This window comes from Gracilinema caldarium (genome assembly GCF_029265695.1).
Taxonomy (GTDB): Bacteria; Spirochaetota; Spirochaetia; order Treponematales; family Breznakiellaceae; genus Gracilinema; species Gracilinema caldarium_A.
In genome coordinates this window covers 128,131-143,673 of record NZ_JAJUHW010000002.1, presented here as the reverse complement: position 1 = coordinate 143,673, position 15,543 = coordinate 128,131, and the positions used below count along the sequence as shown (strand labels likewise).

At 46.1% G+C, this 15,543-nt stretch carries 16 protein-coding genes; all 16 read right to left on the bottom strand.

The window, feature by feature from the left end; genetic code table 11:
* Nucleotides 1-74: 74 nt before the first annotated feature.
* A complete protein-coding gene (locus Q7P68_RS01610; RefSeq protein WP_304221967.1) occupies nt 75-404 on the bottom strand; it encodes a hypothetical protein in 330 nt (109 codons plus the stop codon).
* Nucleotides 385-2,346 (bottom strand): FapA family protein, encoded by a 1,962-nt coding sequence (locus Q7P68_RS01605; protein ID WP_304221964.1) that lies wholly within the window; start codon nt 2,344-2,346, stop codon nt 385-387. The genes Q7P68_RS01610 and Q7P68_RS01605 overlap by 20 nt, the downstream gene beginning before the upstream one ends.
* Nucleotides 2,347-2,357: 11 nt before the next feature.
* A complete protein-coding gene (gene whiG / locus Q7P68_RS01600; RefSeq protein WP_304221963.1) occupies nt 2,358-3,146 on the bottom strand; it encodes an RNA polymerase sigma factor WhiG in 789 nt (262 codons plus the stop codon).
* A gap of 3 nt (nt 3,147-3,149) precedes the next feature.
* Nucleotides 3,150-3,812 (bottom strand): glycosyltransferase family protein, encoded by a 663-nt coding sequence (locus Q7P68_RS01595; RefSeq protein ID WP_304221961.1) that lies wholly within the window; start codon nt 3,810-3,812, stop codon nt 3,150-3,152.
* A gap of 52 nt (nt 3,813-3,864) precedes the next feature.
* Nucleotides 3,865-4,758: a MinD/ParA family protein gene (locus Q7P68_RS01590; RefSeq protein WP_304221959.1), complete on the bottom strand. Its 894-nt coding sequence runs from the start codon at nt 4,756-4,758 to the stop codon at nt 3,865-3,867.
* A 24-nt stretch (nt 4,759-4,782) separates the two neighbouring features.
* Nucleotides 4,783-5,994, bottom strand: a complete 1,212-nt coding sequence (gene flhF, locus Q7P68_RS01585; protein ID WP_304221957.1) for a flagellar biosynthesis GTPase FlhF — start codon at nt 5,992-5,994, stop codon at nt 4,783-4,785.
* Between the two features lie 14 nt (nt 5,995-6,008).
* Nucleotides 6,009-8,096, bottom strand: coding sequence for a flagellar biosynthesis protein FlhA (gene flhA, locus Q7P68_RS01580; protein ID WP_304221955.1), 2,088 nt, complete (start codon nt 8,094-8,096; stop codon nt 6,009-6,011).
* A gap of 15 nt (nt 8,097-8,111) precedes the next feature.
* Nucleotides 8,112-9,269: a flagellar biosynthesis protein FlhB gene (flhB, locus tag Q7P68_RS01575; RefSeq protein ID WP_304221953.1), complete on the bottom strand. Its 1,158-nt coding sequence runs from the start codon at nt 9,267-9,269 to the stop codon at nt 8,112-8,114.
* Nucleotides 9,266-10,054 (bottom strand): flagellar biosynthetic protein FliR, encoded by a 789-nt coding sequence (gene fliR / locus Q7P68_RS01570; protein ID WP_304221950.1) that lies wholly within the window; start codon nt 10,052-10,054, stop codon nt 9,266-9,268. The genes flhB and fliR overlap by 4 nt, the downstream gene beginning before the upstream one ends.
* A 3-nt stretch (nt 10,055-10,057) precedes the next feature.
* Nucleotides 10,058-10,327, bottom strand: coding sequence for a flagellar biosynthesis protein FliQ (gene fliQ / locus Q7P68_RS01565; protein WP_304221947.1), 270 nt, complete (start codon nt 10,325-10,327; stop codon nt 10,058-10,060).
* Nucleotides 10,328-10,336: 9 nt separating this feature from the next.
* Nucleotides 10,337-11,191, bottom strand: a complete 855-nt coding sequence (fliP, locus tag Q7P68_RS01560; RefSeq protein ID WP_304221944.1) for a flagellar type III secretion system pore protein FliP — start codon at nt 11,189-11,191, stop codon at nt 10,337-10,339.
* Between the two features lies 1 nt (nt 11,192).
* Nucleotides 11,193-11,795: a FliO/MopB family protein gene (locus Q7P68_RS01555; protein ID WP_304221940.1), complete on the bottom strand. Its 603-nt coding sequence runs from the start codon at nt 11,793-11,795 to the stop codon at nt 11,193-11,195.
* 79 nt (nt 11,796-11,874) lie between these two features.
* Entirely contained in the window at nt 11,875-13,107 is a 1,233-nt protein-coding gene (gene fliN, locus Q7P68_RS01550) for a flagellar motor switch protein FliN (protein WP_304221937.1), read from the bottom strand.
* A complete protein-coding gene (fliM, locus tag Q7P68_RS01545; protein ID WP_304221935.1) occupies nt 13,104-14,135 on the bottom strand; it encodes a flagellar motor switch protein FliM in 1,032 nt (343 codons plus the stop codon). Before fliM ends, fliN begins: the two co-directional genes overlap by 4 nt.
* A gap of 22 nt (nt 14,136-14,157) precedes the next feature.
* Complete coding sequence (locus tag Q7P68_RS01540; RefSeq protein ID WP_304221932.1) at nt 14,158-14,715, bottom strand: flagellar basal body-associated FliL family protein; 558 nt, start codon at nt 14,713-14,715, stop codon at nt 14,158-14,160.
* Between the two features lie 90 nt (nt 14,716-14,805).
* Nucleotides 14,806-15,540 carry a flagellar motor protein MotB gene (gene motB / locus Q7P68_RS01535; RefSeq protein WP_304221931.1) on the bottom strand — a complete coding sequence of 245 codons (735 nt, stop codon included), beginning with the start codon at nt 15,538-15,540 and terminating at the stop codon, nt 14,806-14,808.
* Nucleotides 15,541-15,543 lie beyond the last annotated feature (3 nt).

Genomic DNA, 15,543 nt, shown 5'->3' with positions numbered 1-15,543 from the left:
TCGGACATATAGAAAAGAAAAGGCCCACAAAATGAGGCTCGCCACCGAAAATATAAATGAAATTTCCATTATCCCTAACCGCTTACATCAATATGTTTTCCAAGATCGGGATCCTTGATAACATCGGATACAGGTTCTTCGGCTTGTTCCTTTTTTTCATCTTTTTTTTCGGTCCATCCCTCTTGGTTCTGTTTTTTAGAAGTTCTATCTTTTATCCGTTCGGCTCCGTCTTCCGGCTCCTTAGTTTCTGTAACTGAACGGACCTTTTCTTCTGTCTTTTTAAGTTCCGCTGCACCCTGCAGGGACTGCTGAAGCATAAGGCCTTCTTTCTCAGCCGTCTTTTGTTTTCCGACCTTGTCCATTTGGGTAAAAAGGGTCTGTAAATCAATTGGTTGAATAGCCATCGGGGCCTCGCTTCGCTTCCTCATCCGGTTCTTCATATTTAGTTACCCGAATAAGGTTGTTCTCCAACACAAAGGTAACCGCACGGTATTCGCTTTTTACATCCTCTTTTGCATCACGGATAATAATTTTTACACCAGGATACACCTTGCTGGAAGCCGAGACTTTTCCGCGCACTTTAAGTGTATTAAGATAATTTTGGATCGATGCAATTTCTTCATCGATAGCCTGTATATCCCGCATTACAAACTGGCGCCGTTCCATGAGTTCCTGTAAATAAGCTTCTTTGTCTTCCGGCAAAGACTTCCTTTGCTTTTTAATGCTTACCAGGGTTCGTAGGTTAAGCTCGATATCTTCAAGTTGCTTGTGCAAGCCTTCATTTTTAGACGTAAGCTGATCAAGTTTTTCCTTACTTTTGGGATCAAAACCGACCTCACAAATTGTTTCGGTACCACTTACGGGGCTGCCCAAAACCTTTGCATTAATTTCTTCCGCAGCCCGCAGCCGTCCGCCTACAATATTGGCCCGTTTTCCCTGACAGATAATGCTCTTGTTCGCATTTACCTGGGAGTTGATGATACCGTCGGACACTACCACCATGTTGCCCGCTTCTACGATGGCATTTTCGATAAACCTGGCCCAAATAGAGCGTCCAGTCCGGACAAAGCCGCTGCTTTTTCCGGTGATACCCTGGTGAACAATGATGTCACCTTCCGCATCCAATTCAGCCTTTTCTACGGTACCATGGACTTCGATATTGCCAGCAGCTTTTACCGAGAAACCATCTTCCACGTTCCCGGTAATAATAACCGTACCAAGAAAGATAATATTTCCTGTTCGAAGGTTTACATCTCCCTGTACAGTGTATATGGGCTCCACATTGATTTTTCCCCCGCTTAAGACTACCTGCCCGTTCATATCGGCAATAATGGTAAGCTGGTCATCGCCGACATGGACATTTTTGCCAATCGGCATGGGTATATCTTTGCCGTTCTTTGCGGGAATAACTTTTCCTGTTACGGTTTTGCCGGGAACACCCCGTTCTGCGGGAACCTTGCGGGCCAGAGGCTGGCCTTCCACCACGTTTTGAATTATATTCAGTTCCTTAAAATCTACTTTTCCGTTTGCCCCTTCTCGCAGCTTTATTTTTGACTGATCCGTATCGAAGTTATATTGAATATAAGCATCGCGGCCATTGACCGGCCGGCTGCCTTCAGCCACAAGCACCATTTCTTTATATTTTGGCTTATCGGTAAATTCCTGCAGCACCTCTTCTTTTATGCCGTGTATGACCCGGTTGTTACGAAGAAAACTGAGTATGGTTTCCGAGGAAAGGTCACAGCCCCCCGGACCAGGCGGAGTCACATAGATGTAGGCCTTCATCTCCTGGTCAGCGATGTCAACGGTAATAATCGCATCGTTCGCAGGATTTTGAATAAAGGTGCCAACTTTTACATATTCCCCAGCGGCTTCTTTTACTACCCGAGATACCAGTTCTTCATTTATATCTCTAACAGCCCGCCTATTTAAGGCTTCTATAGCCTGCTTTTCAGTTGCTTTTCTACCCTTGCCTTTTGGCGATGTAACTTTAAGGAAGGCGCCTTCAGGGCTTAAGTGAGCAAAGGCTTCGCCATCCTTATCTTCGATAATCGGCGCAGCGATGGTAATTTCTGGCCCGACTGTTTCAAAGAGCGATGCGGTTTCCTGCTTTTCGGCCTTTTCATAGGCATTGATACGCCAGCTTTTTTTCCCGGTTCCAAAAAAACCAGGATTCCCCCGTTCTAATACTTCGTATTCTACTTTTTTTACACTCACCCCCAGCAGTGTTGCAGCATTTACCACCGCTTCTTCCAGGGTGTCCCCTTCAGCTTCCACCGATCGGATTGTCCGGTCCCGTTCCAGCTGTTTCTTAATTCTTTCCTGTAGCTGGACAAAATCGATCATGGGTGCCGCTCCTACATAATACCTTTTCGGATGTTGGTTAACTTAGCTCGCAGCCTTAGTATTGCCTTTGTATGGAGCTGTGATACCCGAGATTCGGTAACTTCCAGCACCTGGCCTATCTCTTTAAGAGTTAAATCTTCGTAATAATAAAGAACAAGAACCTTTTTTTCCTTGTCTGGCAATTCGTTAATAGCCTCTACAATAATACGTCGAATTTCATCTTTTTCTACAATGATGTCGGGGTTTAAACTAGAGGGAGCTTCGATACTTTCTCCGATGGAAACCTTGTCATTTTCATCGCCGGAAAACCAAACATCATTTAATGACAAGATAGAGGTACCCGAAATGCGCATCATGGTTTTCAGGAAATCTTCTTCGGTCATTCCAAGAGCCTGGGCTATTTCCTGGTCAGAAGCAGTGCGCCCTAATTGGGCTTCCAGAGCTCCAATGGTGTCTTCCAGTTCTTTTGTTTTCTGCCGCACCGACCGGGGAACCCAATCAATGGAGCGAAGTTCATCAAAAATGGCGCCGCGAATTCTTGTAACCGCATAGGTTTTAAATTTTACGTTCTTTTCTGGATCAAACTTTTCTATGGCATCCAGGAGCCCGAAGACTCCAAAACCTACCAGGTCGTCGAATTCGACGTTATGGGGCATGCCCACTGCGACTTTGCCGGCTACATATTTTACCAGAGGTGCGTACTGTTTTATAAATGTTTCACGGATTTTTGGATCCCTGGTCTTTTTATAAGCAAGCCAGAGTTCTTCTTCCGTTTTTTGCTCCAGGAGGACATTCCCCATACCCTATCCTTTCTGGTCCCGTTTCAAAATGGTTTGTATTGCCATCGCCATTTCTTTAGGATCAAAAGCTGCTGAAGAACCGGTCTTTCTAGCCGGAGTGCTTATATCAGCAACAGTTGATGGTTCATCAACCTCCGATCCCTCTGAAAGTGGCATAACAAAGGCATCTGACATTCTTTCCAAATCAGGCAGTTCATCAACATCGTCGATTACCCCTAAGGGGATTGCCGGACTTGGACTTGATTCTACCGTACTTTCTGTTCGGGCCGTAACTTCTTTCTGTTCAGTATATCCGTCTTCGTCCTTCTGGTCCAGAGCTTTTTCAGAAATGAATTCATCTTCTTCTAATCCTTCTTTCATAAGCTGAGCAGAAAGGGTGTTTTCAGGGACTGGCTCTTCTTCTCCTACCGAAATATTAACTTTTGCTCCGAGATCAGGAACCTCTGCCTGAACTCCTTCTGAGCTTGACCCTTGGGATTCTAAGAGTTCTGGAATAAATTGGGTAATAAGCCAGTAGACAAGACCTGAGAACACAAAGAAAAAAATCGCAAAAATAACAGCCCTGAGCAGCACAATAAGAAACGAAGCGCCTGCTAAAAGGCCAAAGAGGAAGGAAAGAATAAAGGCTATACCCGCAACGAGGGCGCTTATTTTTGGATCAAACACCAGCATGCTCCATCTACAAGACTAGGCCAGAACAGTCCCTTGGTCAAGAAAATTATTCCCTGCCAAAAAGCCGCTTGATGAGGTTACCAAGCCCACCATCCTGGCGAATCTCCGTTTTTTCCATCCGGCCCACAATATGCTGTACACAGAGAGAGGCTTTACTTTTTGGATCCAACACCATAAAAGGTCTCTGGCGCAGTACTGCCTGGGGAACCGCAGGATCATCATAAATAAATCCAAGATAGTCGACCTTTAGATTAAGAAACTGGCCTGCAATATTAATCATCCGGTCTGCCACTTTTTTAGCCTCCGCTACGGTTTTTACCCGGTTCACCACCAGTTTAAGCCCCATATTAAGATTATCAATTTCGGTGGCAATAATTTTAATAATGCCGTATGCATCGGTGATTGCGGTAGGTTCGGGTGTTGTGACAATAACCGCGTCGTCGGCCGCAGCCACAAAGGAAAGCACGTTATTGGAAACCCCTGCACTGGTATCTATAATAATAATATCCGCGTTGGACAGAGTATACAGTTCCTGGATAAAGTTTTGCCGCTCATCTTCGCTCAAGTTTGCAATTTTAGAAAAACCCGAAGCTCCTGCGACAATCTGAATACCATATTCGGTATCCAAGAGGATATCTTTCATGGTTTTCTGCTTTCTGATGACATGATAAAGGTTGTACTTTGGTATCATGTTAAGCATTACGTTTACATTGGCAAGCCCCAGGTCAGCATCCATAACTATTACTTTTTTTCCAAGCCGTGCATAAGCCAGGGCCATATTGACCGAGACATTGGTTTTCCCTACACCGCCTTTTCCGCTGGCAACGGTAATAATCCTTGTTTTCCGAGCTTGCTTGGTGGAAGCGCCGGAGGGGACGGATTGGCTGTTGTTATTTTTTGCCCTCATCAGTTCACGAAGCTGTTCTGCCTGGTCTTCCATGAAAATCTCCGTAAAAAAATAGTTTTATAAACCTACTTGCTGTGCTAATGCAAATTTTTCTTCAATCCGCTGCCGATTAATTCGGAATCCTTCCAGGTTGATTAAAAACCGGACCGCCGTCGCCTGTTCGATATCCTGGGGAACCCTTTGTCCGTTGGTAATAAAGGAAATGGATTTACCCCGTTCTGCTACGGCGCTGATGATATTTCCCACTCGACTGGTCTCATCAAGCTTGGTTACTATAATGGAGCGATAATTAAAAGGTTCATACTGTTGCATAATCTCTTTAATATCGCTGGACTTGGTAGAAGCTGAAAGAGCAAGATGTACTTCAGCACCGCTTCCGCAGGCTGAAAGTATTTGTTTCATCTCCGCTAACTTTACCGCATCCCGGGGACTTTTGCCGATGGTGTCCACTAATACAAGATCGACTTCCTGGGCATACATGGCTAATGTTTTTCGCAGGTCCTCATAGGTTTCTACACAGGAAACGGGTATTTGCATGATTTCGCCATAGGTTTCTATCTGCTGTTTTGCCGCGATCCGGTAGTTGTCTATGGTTATCATCCTGACTGAAAGAGGATTCGTACCATTGATACCAAGGCCATACAGGGCGGCAAGCTTTGCAATGGTAGTCGTTTTACCAACTCCGGTGGGCCCGACCAACACGAAAACCCGGGGCCGGAATTTAAAATCCGGTTCCCGGTATAGATTCACACTTTCGCCGATCCATTCGATAACCTTATCCTGCACTGTATCATAATCTTCGAGGGCTTCAAGGGAAAATTCTTTTTTTATCCTGTTTTGGATTGCCTGTGTATAGCCATGAGAAAAATCGTTCAAATACAAAAGATCTCCGATTTTTGCTATAGTCTGATGTTCTTCGCTTGGTTTGCCCTGTATTTGGGCAGTTTCCAATTTTTCTTTTAAGCTGCGTACTTCCTGCAAAACCGTTTGAATAGATGGATCAGGTTTGCCTGCCATGGCAAGGATTTTTCGTTTTTCCTCTTCCAGGTCCAGAGGCTTTCGTACATTCTTAAGCGGATCAGCGGCATACCTAATAGGCTCATTATTTACTATTCCCGTCATTTCTACGCCGTCTTTGGCAAAGAGCCCTAAAAAGCCGCCAATTCGGATTGATTTTTTCATCAATATTTTAGCGTTTTCCCCATACTTTTCTTTTATTTTGCGAATACATTCTGCATGGGTAGGTGCCTGTTCAGTAAAATATTCCATACCGTTTCCTTTTTCTATTCAACCCTTATTTCGCCTACCGCTTCTACGGTGATATCCGATACTATTTCCGGGACAGAAAGGACCACGAGATCAGGGATTTCCCGTTCTGTACTGGACTTTACCAGAGGCCGGCCTGCTTCGGAACAGAGTACGATGGGTATCATCCCCTGCTCCTGCATGGCTGCCACCGACCGGGAGAGGGCCTTAATCCAGGCCCGCTGCAGGCTCGGCTCCAGGGCAGCAACGACTCCACTGGATGTTTCTACCCGGCTGTCTATTATTTTTTGTTCCAAAGACTGCTCTATGGTCAACACTCTGAGGGTCCGCTCTTCATCGGCATACTGGAGGCAGATCTGCCGAGCCAGGGCTTGCCGAGCCTTTTCGGTTAGGAACTGAGTGTCCTTGGTAACCGGCGCAAAGTCCGCCAGGGCTTCCAAAATAGCTACCATGTTACGGATTGATACCTGTTCCCTCAGTAGGGATTGCAGAACCTTTTGAATCTCCCCGAGAGAAAGCAGTTTCTGGGCTTCTTCCACCACCGCAGGATACTCTTTTTTAAGGGTTTCAAGGATGGCCTGAGTTTCCTGACGCCCAAGGATTTCAGAAGCATGACGTTTTATAATTTCTGTTAAATGGGTTGCAATAATGGAGGGTGGATCCACCACGGTGTAACCTGCCCGTTCGGCCTCTTCCCGGCGGTCTTCGCTGATCCACAGGGCAGGAAGACCGAAGGCGGGATCCTTTGTTTTTTCGCCCGGTATTTCTTCAGTCACCCCGCCGGGGTTAATGCACAAAAAATAACCCATGCGGATTTTGCCCCGGCCCACATCAACTCCTTTTATTTTAAAACAGTACTCGGAGGGTTCCAGGCGCATATTATCAATAATACGGATACGGGGAATGACAAGCCCAAGATCCAGCGCCGACTCACGGCGAATCCGGTGGACCCGTTCAAGGAGTTCCGCACCCTTGTCCCGATCGACCAGGGGAATAAGACCATATCCCAGTTCCAAAGAAAGGGGATCCAGGGGAACCACCGGCGACATTTCAGCGGCTTCATCGGCGGGCTTTTTAGCTGCCGATGTTTTTGTCTTTTCCGCTTCCTGAGCCTTCAGTTTACCCTGCCCTAAACGGTAGGCCGTAACGCCCAGTGTCAGTGAAAGCGGAATGAGCACATACCAGGGGAAGCCGGGCATAAGGGCCAGGGCTGCTAAAACAAAGGCACCGATCCAATAGATTCGCGCATCCCGGGAAAACTGGTTTGTTATATCGGAACCGAAGGTACCATCAGAAATAGAACGGGTAACAATGATACCCGTGGCAGTAGAAACCAACAGGGCCGGAAACTGGGAGAGCAGGCCATCGCCGATCGAGAAGGTAGTATAGGTCCCAAGGGCGGTGAGTATATTTTCTCCATGAAGACTGACCCCAATGATAATACCACCCAGAACATTAATTACCGTTATAAAAATACCAACCTTTACGTTTCCCGAAACAAATTTACTGGCACCATCCATGGCTCCGTAAAAGTCAACTTCCCGCTGGAGTTCATTTTTTCTACGGAAAGCCTCTTCCTCGGTAATAGCACCGGAATTGTATTCCGCTTCTATGGCCATCTGTTTGCCAGGGAGAGCATCCAGGGCAAAGCGGGCAGCCACTTCCGCAACCCGGGTGGCGCCCTTTGTGATTACTATGGCTTGCACAGCAATAATGACAATAAAAATAACAAATCCTATGACAAGGCCTTCGGTGCCTCCTGAGCCGACTACAAAGGATGAAAAGGCCTTTATCATTTTACCGTCGAAACGGGCCCCCTGGGAAAGAATGAGCCGTGTGGATGAAACGTTGATGGCAAGCCCAAAGACGGTGGACACAAGGAGTACGGTGGGAAAAATGCTGAAATCTGTCGGCCGCTTTGTGTAAAGGACAATCAAAAGGATAAGCAAGGCCAAGACAAGATTAAGGGCCATGAGGGCGTCGAGCAGTACCGTCGGCAGCGGAATGATGAGCATCATAACCACGGCGACAACGCCGACGGCTACAAACAGGTCGCTTCTATCCTTTAGAAAACTGTCGCTTAAAATTCTACGGGCATCGGACATGTATCACTTTTCCCTTTATACTGCCGCTTTACGGCGTTCTTCGTTAATCTTATATACATGGGCCAGTACCGTGGCAATGGCCTGATAGTATGTTTCTGGTATTATATCCCCAATTTCCACTTCTGCGTACAGTGCCCGCGCTAAAGGTTTGTTTTCAACAATGGGAACCCCATGTTCCTTGGCTATCTCCTTTATCCTTTGTGCTACTTCATCCACTCCTTTAGCACTTACCATAGGAGCCGGCATGGTTTCCTTATTCCACTCCAGCGCAACCGCATAGTGGGTCGGGTTGGTGATAACCACATCGGCCTTTGGAACATTGGCAGCCATATTTCTTGAAAGCAGTTCCCGCATTCGCTGCCTGAGTCTGCTTTTAATGAGCGGATCTCCCTCGTACATTTTCCGCTCCTCTTTTACTTCCTGTTTAGTCATTTTGAGGGATTCCATATACTGCCAGCGCTGGAAAAGATAGTCAGGAATTGAAAGACCCAGCAAAAGTAAAGATGCGATGATTAAAAGCTGAGCAGTAAGCCCTGCGATGGTAGTAAAACCCTTCCAAAGGGTGGCGGTTTGGAGCCGAGCAAGTTGTTCAATTTTTGAACTGATAATAACATAGGACACAATCCCGATAATAGCAATTTTAACCACCGACTTCGCAAAGTTAAAAAGGCCCTCAACCGAAAAAAGGGTACGCTGAAAATATTGGCCGAGACGGGGAACAATCTTTGAAAACTTTGGAACCAGGGGTTTTGTCGTAAAAAGAAAGCCTGTCTGTACCAAATTCGCAATAATACCTGAGATCATGGCTACAGAAATTACCGGCAATGCAAGACGCAAAAAATAGGAAATAAAAGCCATGAAAAAGGTTCCATTAAAGATCGATTCAGTTTCATTTATTCGGGTGAAAAAGAATCGAAACATTTCCAAAGAGGTTCTAAATAGAGAAGGGCCCAAGAAAATAAGTGTCAACGTTGGGAGCAACAGGCCCAGGGACCCCACAAGTTCCTGACTTTTCGCAACCCTGCCTTCTTCGCGGGCTTTCCGAATTTTATATTCCGAAGGTTCTTCTGTTCGTCCTTCATCTTCAGCAGCAAACCACTGAAGATCTATCGAAAGCGCATTTTGAAGTGATATGGCTTCTTCGAGAAACTGCTTAAAACTAGTCTTACTCATAGGGGTTTTCCTATTGAGATGATAAGCTGTTCAAGAAGGTTGAAACCGTTATTAATGACATAAGCAAAGGCTTCTACCAAAAAAGGCATGGTAGCCATAATGAGGAAAAATGCCACGGTAATGGAAATGGGAAAACCTTCGGTCAGCAGGTTCATTTGGGGGGCCGCTTTGGAAAGAAGCCCCATGGCAAGGGACACAAGGAACAGGGTTCCCAGAATTGGCATGGACATGACAAGGGCATCGATAAAAAGCTGGCTCAGACCTTTCAGCAATGTAAGCAAAATTCCGTTCCGGGCATTCACCAGGCTTAACACATTAAAGGCCTGGACAGAGCGCTGAAAACCGCCCAGAAAAAGCTGTTGGAATCCATCCACTGAAAGAAACACCAGCATACCTATTAGGTTTAAATACTGACCCATAAGGGGGTTTTCAATTTGCGCTAGGGGGTCATAGGTTTCCGATGCACCAAAACCCATCTGAAGGGAGAAAAATTGTCCAGCGGAGGAAAAAGCAGAATAGATGATAGTGAGATAAAAACCGATAATGATACCTATAAAGGCTTCTCCAATGACAAGAACAAGATACCCCAGATTAAATACTTCCGCAGGTAAGCTGATAGTCGCCGCCTGAGGGAAAACTGCAAAGGCAGCAAAGCCCGCCAGAGCAACTTTAGCGACCTGGGGTATGGCATCGGAAGAAATGAGGGGAGCAATCTCTATCATAGCAAGGGCCCTGACAGCGATGAGTAAATAAAGCGGTGCATTCGCCAGGATCTGTTCCAACATGCCTTACCTCGCCATGGACGGAATCATCTTAAAGAGTTGTACGGTATAATCACCCAAGGATGAAAACATGAATCCACCCAACAAGGCCAATATCAATAATATGGCAATTATTTTAGGTACAAAGGTCAGGGTCTGTTCCTGGATCGAAGTCGTCGCCTGCAGTATGGAAATAATAAGGCCCACAACCAGAGCGGTCAGTAAAATGGGAGCAGATAGAATAATAACTTGAAATATTCCTCCCCGCATTAACGTTACAATTTCACCAATTCCCATGACTTACCCCTAAAAAAAGGAACGCACGAGCTGTTCGGTTAAAAGACCCCATCCATCCACCAGCACGAACAAAATAAGCTTAAAGGGCATGGATATCATGACCGGCGGAAGCATGATCATACCCATGGACATAAGTACGCTGGCCACGACCATATCGATAATAATAAAGGGAATAAAAAGCAGTATGCCTATTTTAAACGCCACGGTGAGTTCATTGAGTATAAAGGCTGGAATGAGAACATAGGTAGGGACATCGGCCAGAGTATTTGGTTTCGGCAATCCCCGCATGGCCATAAAAAGCCTAATATTGTTTGGATTGCCCTGCATCTGTTTGTACATAAAAAGCCTTAAGGGCTTTTCAGCCTGTGTATAGGCCTGTTCTAAGCCAATTTTTCCGTCGGACAGGGGCTTAAAAGAATTATCATAAATCTCCTGGAAGGTTGGCCACATAATAAACAGGGTTAAAAATAAAGATATACCGAGTATTACCTGGTTCGGCGGAGATTGTTGGAGCGACAGTGCCCGTTTTATAAAATCCAAAACGATAGAAATCCGCAAGAAACTGGTCATGAGAATAAGCAGGCTTGGCGCCAGTGACAGAATAGTAAGGAGCAGGAGCATCTGAATTGAAAAGGCAACTTCCTTACCTGTGCTGGGATTTCGTACCGTGAGATCTATAAAAGGGACAACCGGAGGAGCCTGAGGATTCGGGACACGTACCGTTCCCTGGGTTGAGCGGGTCGGAAAGTTCTGGTTTTGTGTCGTATTTTGGGTACCCTGAGATTCTTGAGCGAACCCGGTTCCTGCAGTAAAAAGAAAAAGCCAAATAAAAACAATCAAAAAGTTTCGTTGTAGATTGCCCATTCTACAACCCCCGCAGCCGTTCGCGCTGTTTTCTTAGCCGTTCCGCATTGAGATCGATTGTTGTCTCAGGTATCTTTTGATTTGGTATAAAGCGGCGCAGGATCGATGCAAAATCCTTTCCACTCTTTCCGGATTCCGACATTTTTTTAGATTCATCCAGAAACATTGCATCCAATAGTTCCTTGTCGGTAATTTCTGCAATCGGTTGTACCGACCCGTCAGAGGAGCCTATAAGCCATGCCTTTGTGCCCACCGCAACGATATGAACAAATCGATTAGAACCGAGATGGGTTGTACCAAGAACCCGTAAGTATGGATCCCTGGCTTCAGCGGGCCGGGCTATTTTTTTTAATCCGTAGACAATACCATAAATGGCAGCCACAGAAAGACCAAGGACAAGAATGAGGCGAAATAGGGTCCAAAAATTGATGGTTCCTTGAGTCTGTTGTCCGCCGGTTCCTGCAGCTTCGCCTATCTGCAGGCTCCCTTCGTCATTGGGTATCGCAGTGGCAGGGACACCATTTGCGTTCGCTGTTGCCGGTTGGGCTGTTTTATCCTGAGCTGTTGTCTGACTATATACCAGTACACGCCCCGATACTGCCAATAATATGGCCAGGGCGAAGACGCGAAGATTTTTCAGTTTTCCCCTCCCAGAGACAATTGGTCCCCTTATCGCGTCTATTTTACCCCATATCGGACATTCTTTCCATAGGTGAAACGATTTCAGTTACACGGACACCAAAATTTTCATCAATAACAACTACTTCGCCCTTGGCGATAAGTTTATGGTTCACCAGAATATCTACGGGCTCACCGGCAAGTTTATCCAACTCGATAATGGTCCCTTCGCCCATGCCTAATATTTCTTTAATTAGTTTTTTGGTCCGCCCCAATTCAACGGTCATCTCCATGTAAACATCCATGATGAGACCGATATTTCCCTGTTCTGCCGATGATGCCTGAGGAACAAGGCTGGGGAATTGTACTGGCTGGACATTGGTTGATCCTCCGGCCATACCATAAGAACCGAAGCCCGCTGCAGGATTTTGACCCATGCCAGGGAAAGCGCCCATTCCACCCATCGGCATACCGCCCATAGGAGCGCCACCCATTCCCATACCGCCCATGGGAGCCTGAGCCTGCATGGCTGGCATACCCATTCCGCCCATGGCTGGAGTACCACCAAAACCGCCCATGGATGCACCGCCCATCGGCATATTTCCCATGCCAGCCATGGACTGCATGTTCGCTCCTTTGCCTGCAGAACCGCCGCTCAAGGCAGCGGTAATATCCTGAACAACCGAGGGGCCGTATATTTCCCACAGAGGAAGTGTAGAGCCATCGCCGAGACTTAATTGGTAGGTCACGCGGACAAAATCCCCATTGGGAAGAGCGACGACAGCTTTTGGCACAAAGGATGCCTCCGGAGAAATGGAAGCAATAGATTTATTCCCCGTCTTTTCAGACAGGGTCGTAATCTGAGTCCCCGTAAGCTGGGAAATGATTTCGCTGATTACAGAAAGAGCCATATCGTCCAGTTCGATGTTTTCTTCTTTATTCATCAGACTGGCAATTTTTTTAGCCCCCTCTTCTGAAAGTACAAACACATGCTCACCAGGGAAACCAGCGGTAAAATCAGCCTTTACCGCAACGACCATATCGGGAACTTTTTGCAGAAAGGACTCACGATTCACACCGTCCAGTTGGGTTAGCTGCATGATGACATTGGTACCCATCATCATGGAAAGGTTAGAAGATTGGGTCTGAACGGTTGAAACAAGATAATCCTGCAACAGAGCCTTACTTTGTTCGCTGATACCGCCGCCTGAAGACGCTGCAGGCATGCCGAGACTAGAAGAATCAACTCCTGCCAAGAGGGCATCTATTTCATCCTGGGAAAGGGCGCCATCGCTCATATGTTTTCTTCTCCTTCTGATGCAAGTTCCTCGAACTCTTCCTGTTCAAGCTCAGCTAACTTCTTTACTATCTGTACAGCCATTTTTTTACCGATAACACCGGGTCTGCAAAGAAATTTCTTTTTATTTCCCACATTAAGCGTCATCGGATCTCCTACACGAACATTATACAACCTTATAACATCCCCGACCCGCAGAGAAAGTACATCCCGCACAGGTATCTGGATTTTGCCGACCTCGGCAACCACATTAACATCTACCGAAGAGAGCTTTTCTTTTAAGATATTAAGGTTTTCCGTGGTGGTACCGCGGCGAACCGAAGAGTACCAGTACTGGGCAGAAAGTTTACCGATAATTGGTTCAATGGTGAGGTAGGGAATACAGAAATTCATCATCCCTTCCACTTCGCCTACCTTTGTTTCCAAAGTAACAAGAACCACCATTTCCGTAGGGGGTACAATCTGGGCAAATTGCGGATTAGTATCTATTTGGCCAAGCCGGGGTCGGAGGTCTATGACCGTTGCCCAGGCTTCGCGCATATTACCGAGGATCCGGACGATAATTCCTTCCATAACCGACTGTTCAATGTCGGTTAATTCATGCTGCACCTTAGTACCTTCTCCGGTACCTCCGAACAAGCGGTCAATTATAGAAAAGGTAACCGCAGGGTCTATTTCCAGAATTGCGTTACCTTTGAGGGGATCCATATTGATAATTGCCAAGGTTGTGGGTGTCGGAATTGAACGGATAAATTCTTCATAGGTAAGCTGGTCTACCGAAGCAACATGGACATGTACCATGCTCCGCAAATTGGCCGACAAGGATGTGGTGGTAAGCCGGGCAAAGGTTTCGTGCATAATCGAAACGGTACGGATCTGCTCTTTAGAAAATTTGTCAGGCCGTTTAAAGTCATATATTTTTATCTTACGAGTATCTGTCGCGGGCTTAAATGCCTCGGGTTCTGCATCTCCGGCGTTGATTGCGGTCAGAAGCTGGTCTATCTCTTCCTGTGACAGTACTTCGGTCATGCGGTTCTTCCACCTTTATTCATTACATTTCAACTACATCGAGCTGTTGAAACAATATTTCCTTAGCCTTCGCATTTTGTAAAATAAAATCATTAAGCAACTGCTTAATTTCATTTTTTAAAGCCTGCTCATTCTCAGGCTTGAGATCCTTAGCGGATTTATTGCTGAAATATTTTCTGACAAAGTCCTTGAGCTCATATAAGCGGTTGGTCAATTCTGTCTGGGCATTTTTGTCATTCAGCTCATAACCGATAATGACATTGACAACCACCGAATAGGGCGTTGGATCGTTGGTACGAGTTCGTACAACACCGATTGTAGTAAACCAGGAATAGACTGGTTTTTTGGGCTGGAACGGATCTGCCTCGGCTGATACCGTAGTTTGAGGCTTTCCAGATCCGGCCATAATGCGATAGGTAATAACCGAGACAGTGACTATAAAAATAAGAGCACCAAGACCGATAGCGACGAATTTAAGGATAGTGGGGAGAATCCCGCCCAGACCTGAACCTTTCTTTGGGGCACTCTCTATTGTAGATTCGGTATCATCAAGATTAAGCTCATCCTGGTCTTCAGCCATGGCGAAGTACCTCCATGTTTTCGATAATAATATACGAAAAAAAGCGGTAGTGCAAATAGGAAAGGATAAACAGGTTGCTTTGGCAAACTGTTATAAATGGCCTTCGTCCAGAACGACAATATCGACTCGCCTATTGTATGCCCTGCCTTCTGGCGTATCATTGGAAGCCACCGGCATGGTATCGGCGAATCCGGCCACTTGGAACCGCTTCTCCTCTACTCCAATATCGGTAAGATATCTCAGTACGTTAATAGATCTGGCAGTAGAAAGATCCCAATTTGACGGCCAGGGGCCGTTCGGATCCACGGGAGTGGCGTCGGTATGGCCTTCGATACGGAATTTTCGGCCCTGTAATTCCTCTGAGTTTAACAATGCTCCAAGACGGAGCAGTATATCCCTTGTTTCTTCTATGTTTATTTGAGCGCTGGCGGGTGCAAAAAAGGCATCTGAGGCTAGGCTTATAACGAGGCCCCGTTCATCACTTGTTATTCTTACTTTATTGGACTTTACTTCGGGGGCAAAAAGACTGGTGGCCTTTTTCTTTGCCGTAGACATTGATTTTCCCTTTTCCATTGAAGGAAGAGACATGATAGTGTTTCCTAAATCAGCATTTCGACCAGCAGTGAGTGTTGCTCCTCCTTCCATAGCCCCCATGCCAATATTGTTGAGGGAAGAAATCATTTGCTGCAATTGAACTTCATCTACTTCGGATACATTAAAGAGGGCTGCAAAAAAGGTAAGCAGAAGGGTAACCATGTCAGAATAGGTAACCATCCATTCCGGAGCTCCTCCCCCACCCTCGGATTTCTTTTGCTTTTTTGCCATATC

Coding starts and splice junctions, on each gene's coding strand:
- motB (WP_304221931.1), bottom strand. CDS start 15,540: ATGGCAAAAAAGCAAAAGAAATCCGAGGGTGGGGGAGGAGCTCCGGAA.
- flhA (WP_304221955.1), bottom strand. CDS start 8,096: ATGTCCGATGCCCGTAGAATTTTAAGCGACAGTTTTCTAAAGGATAGA.
- whiG (WP_304221963.1), bottom strand. CDS start 3,146: ATGGGGAATGTCCTCCTGGAGCAAAAAACGGAAGAAGAACTCTGGCTT.
- Q7P68_RS01590 (WP_304221959.1), bottom strand. CDS start 4,758: ATGGAAGACCAGGCAGAACAGCTTCGTGAACTGATGAGGGCAAAAAAT.
- fliR (WP_304221950.1), bottom strand. CDS start 10,054: ATGTTGGAACAGATCCTGGCGAATGCACCGCTTTATTTACTCATCGCT.
- fliN (WP_304221937.1), bottom strand. CDS start 13,107: ATGAGCGATGGCGCCCTTTCCCAGGATGAAATAGATGCCCTCTTGGCA.
- fliP (WP_304221944.1), bottom strand. CDS start 11,191: ATGGGCAATCTACAACGAAACTTTTTGATTGTTTTTATTTGGCTTTTT.
- flhB (WP_304221953.1), bottom strand. CDS start 9,269: ATGAGTAAGACTAGTTTTAAGCAGTTTCTCGAAGAAGCCATATCACTT.
- Q7P68_RS01540 (WP_304221932.1), bottom strand. CDS start 14,715: ATGGCTGAAGACCAGGATGAGCTTAATCTTGATGATACCGAATCTACA.
- flhF (WP_304221957.1), bottom strand. CDS start 5,994: ATGGAATATTTTACTGAACAGGCACCTACCCATGCAGAATGTATTCGC.
- fliM (WP_304221935.1), bottom strand. CDS start 14,135: ATGACCGAAGTACTGTCACAGGAAGAGATAGACCAGCTTCTGACCGCA.
- fliQ (WP_304221947.1), bottom strand. CDS start 10,327: ATGGGAATTGGTGAAATTGTAACGTTAATGCGGGGAGGAATATTTCAA.
- Q7P68_RS01605 (WP_304221964.1), bottom strand. CDS start 2,346: ATGATCGATTTTGTCCAGCTACAGGAAAGAATTAAGAAACAGCTGGAA.
- Q7P68_RS01610 (WP_304221967.1), bottom strand. CDS start 404: ATGGCTATTCAACCAATTGATTTACAGACCCTTTTTACCCAAATGGAC.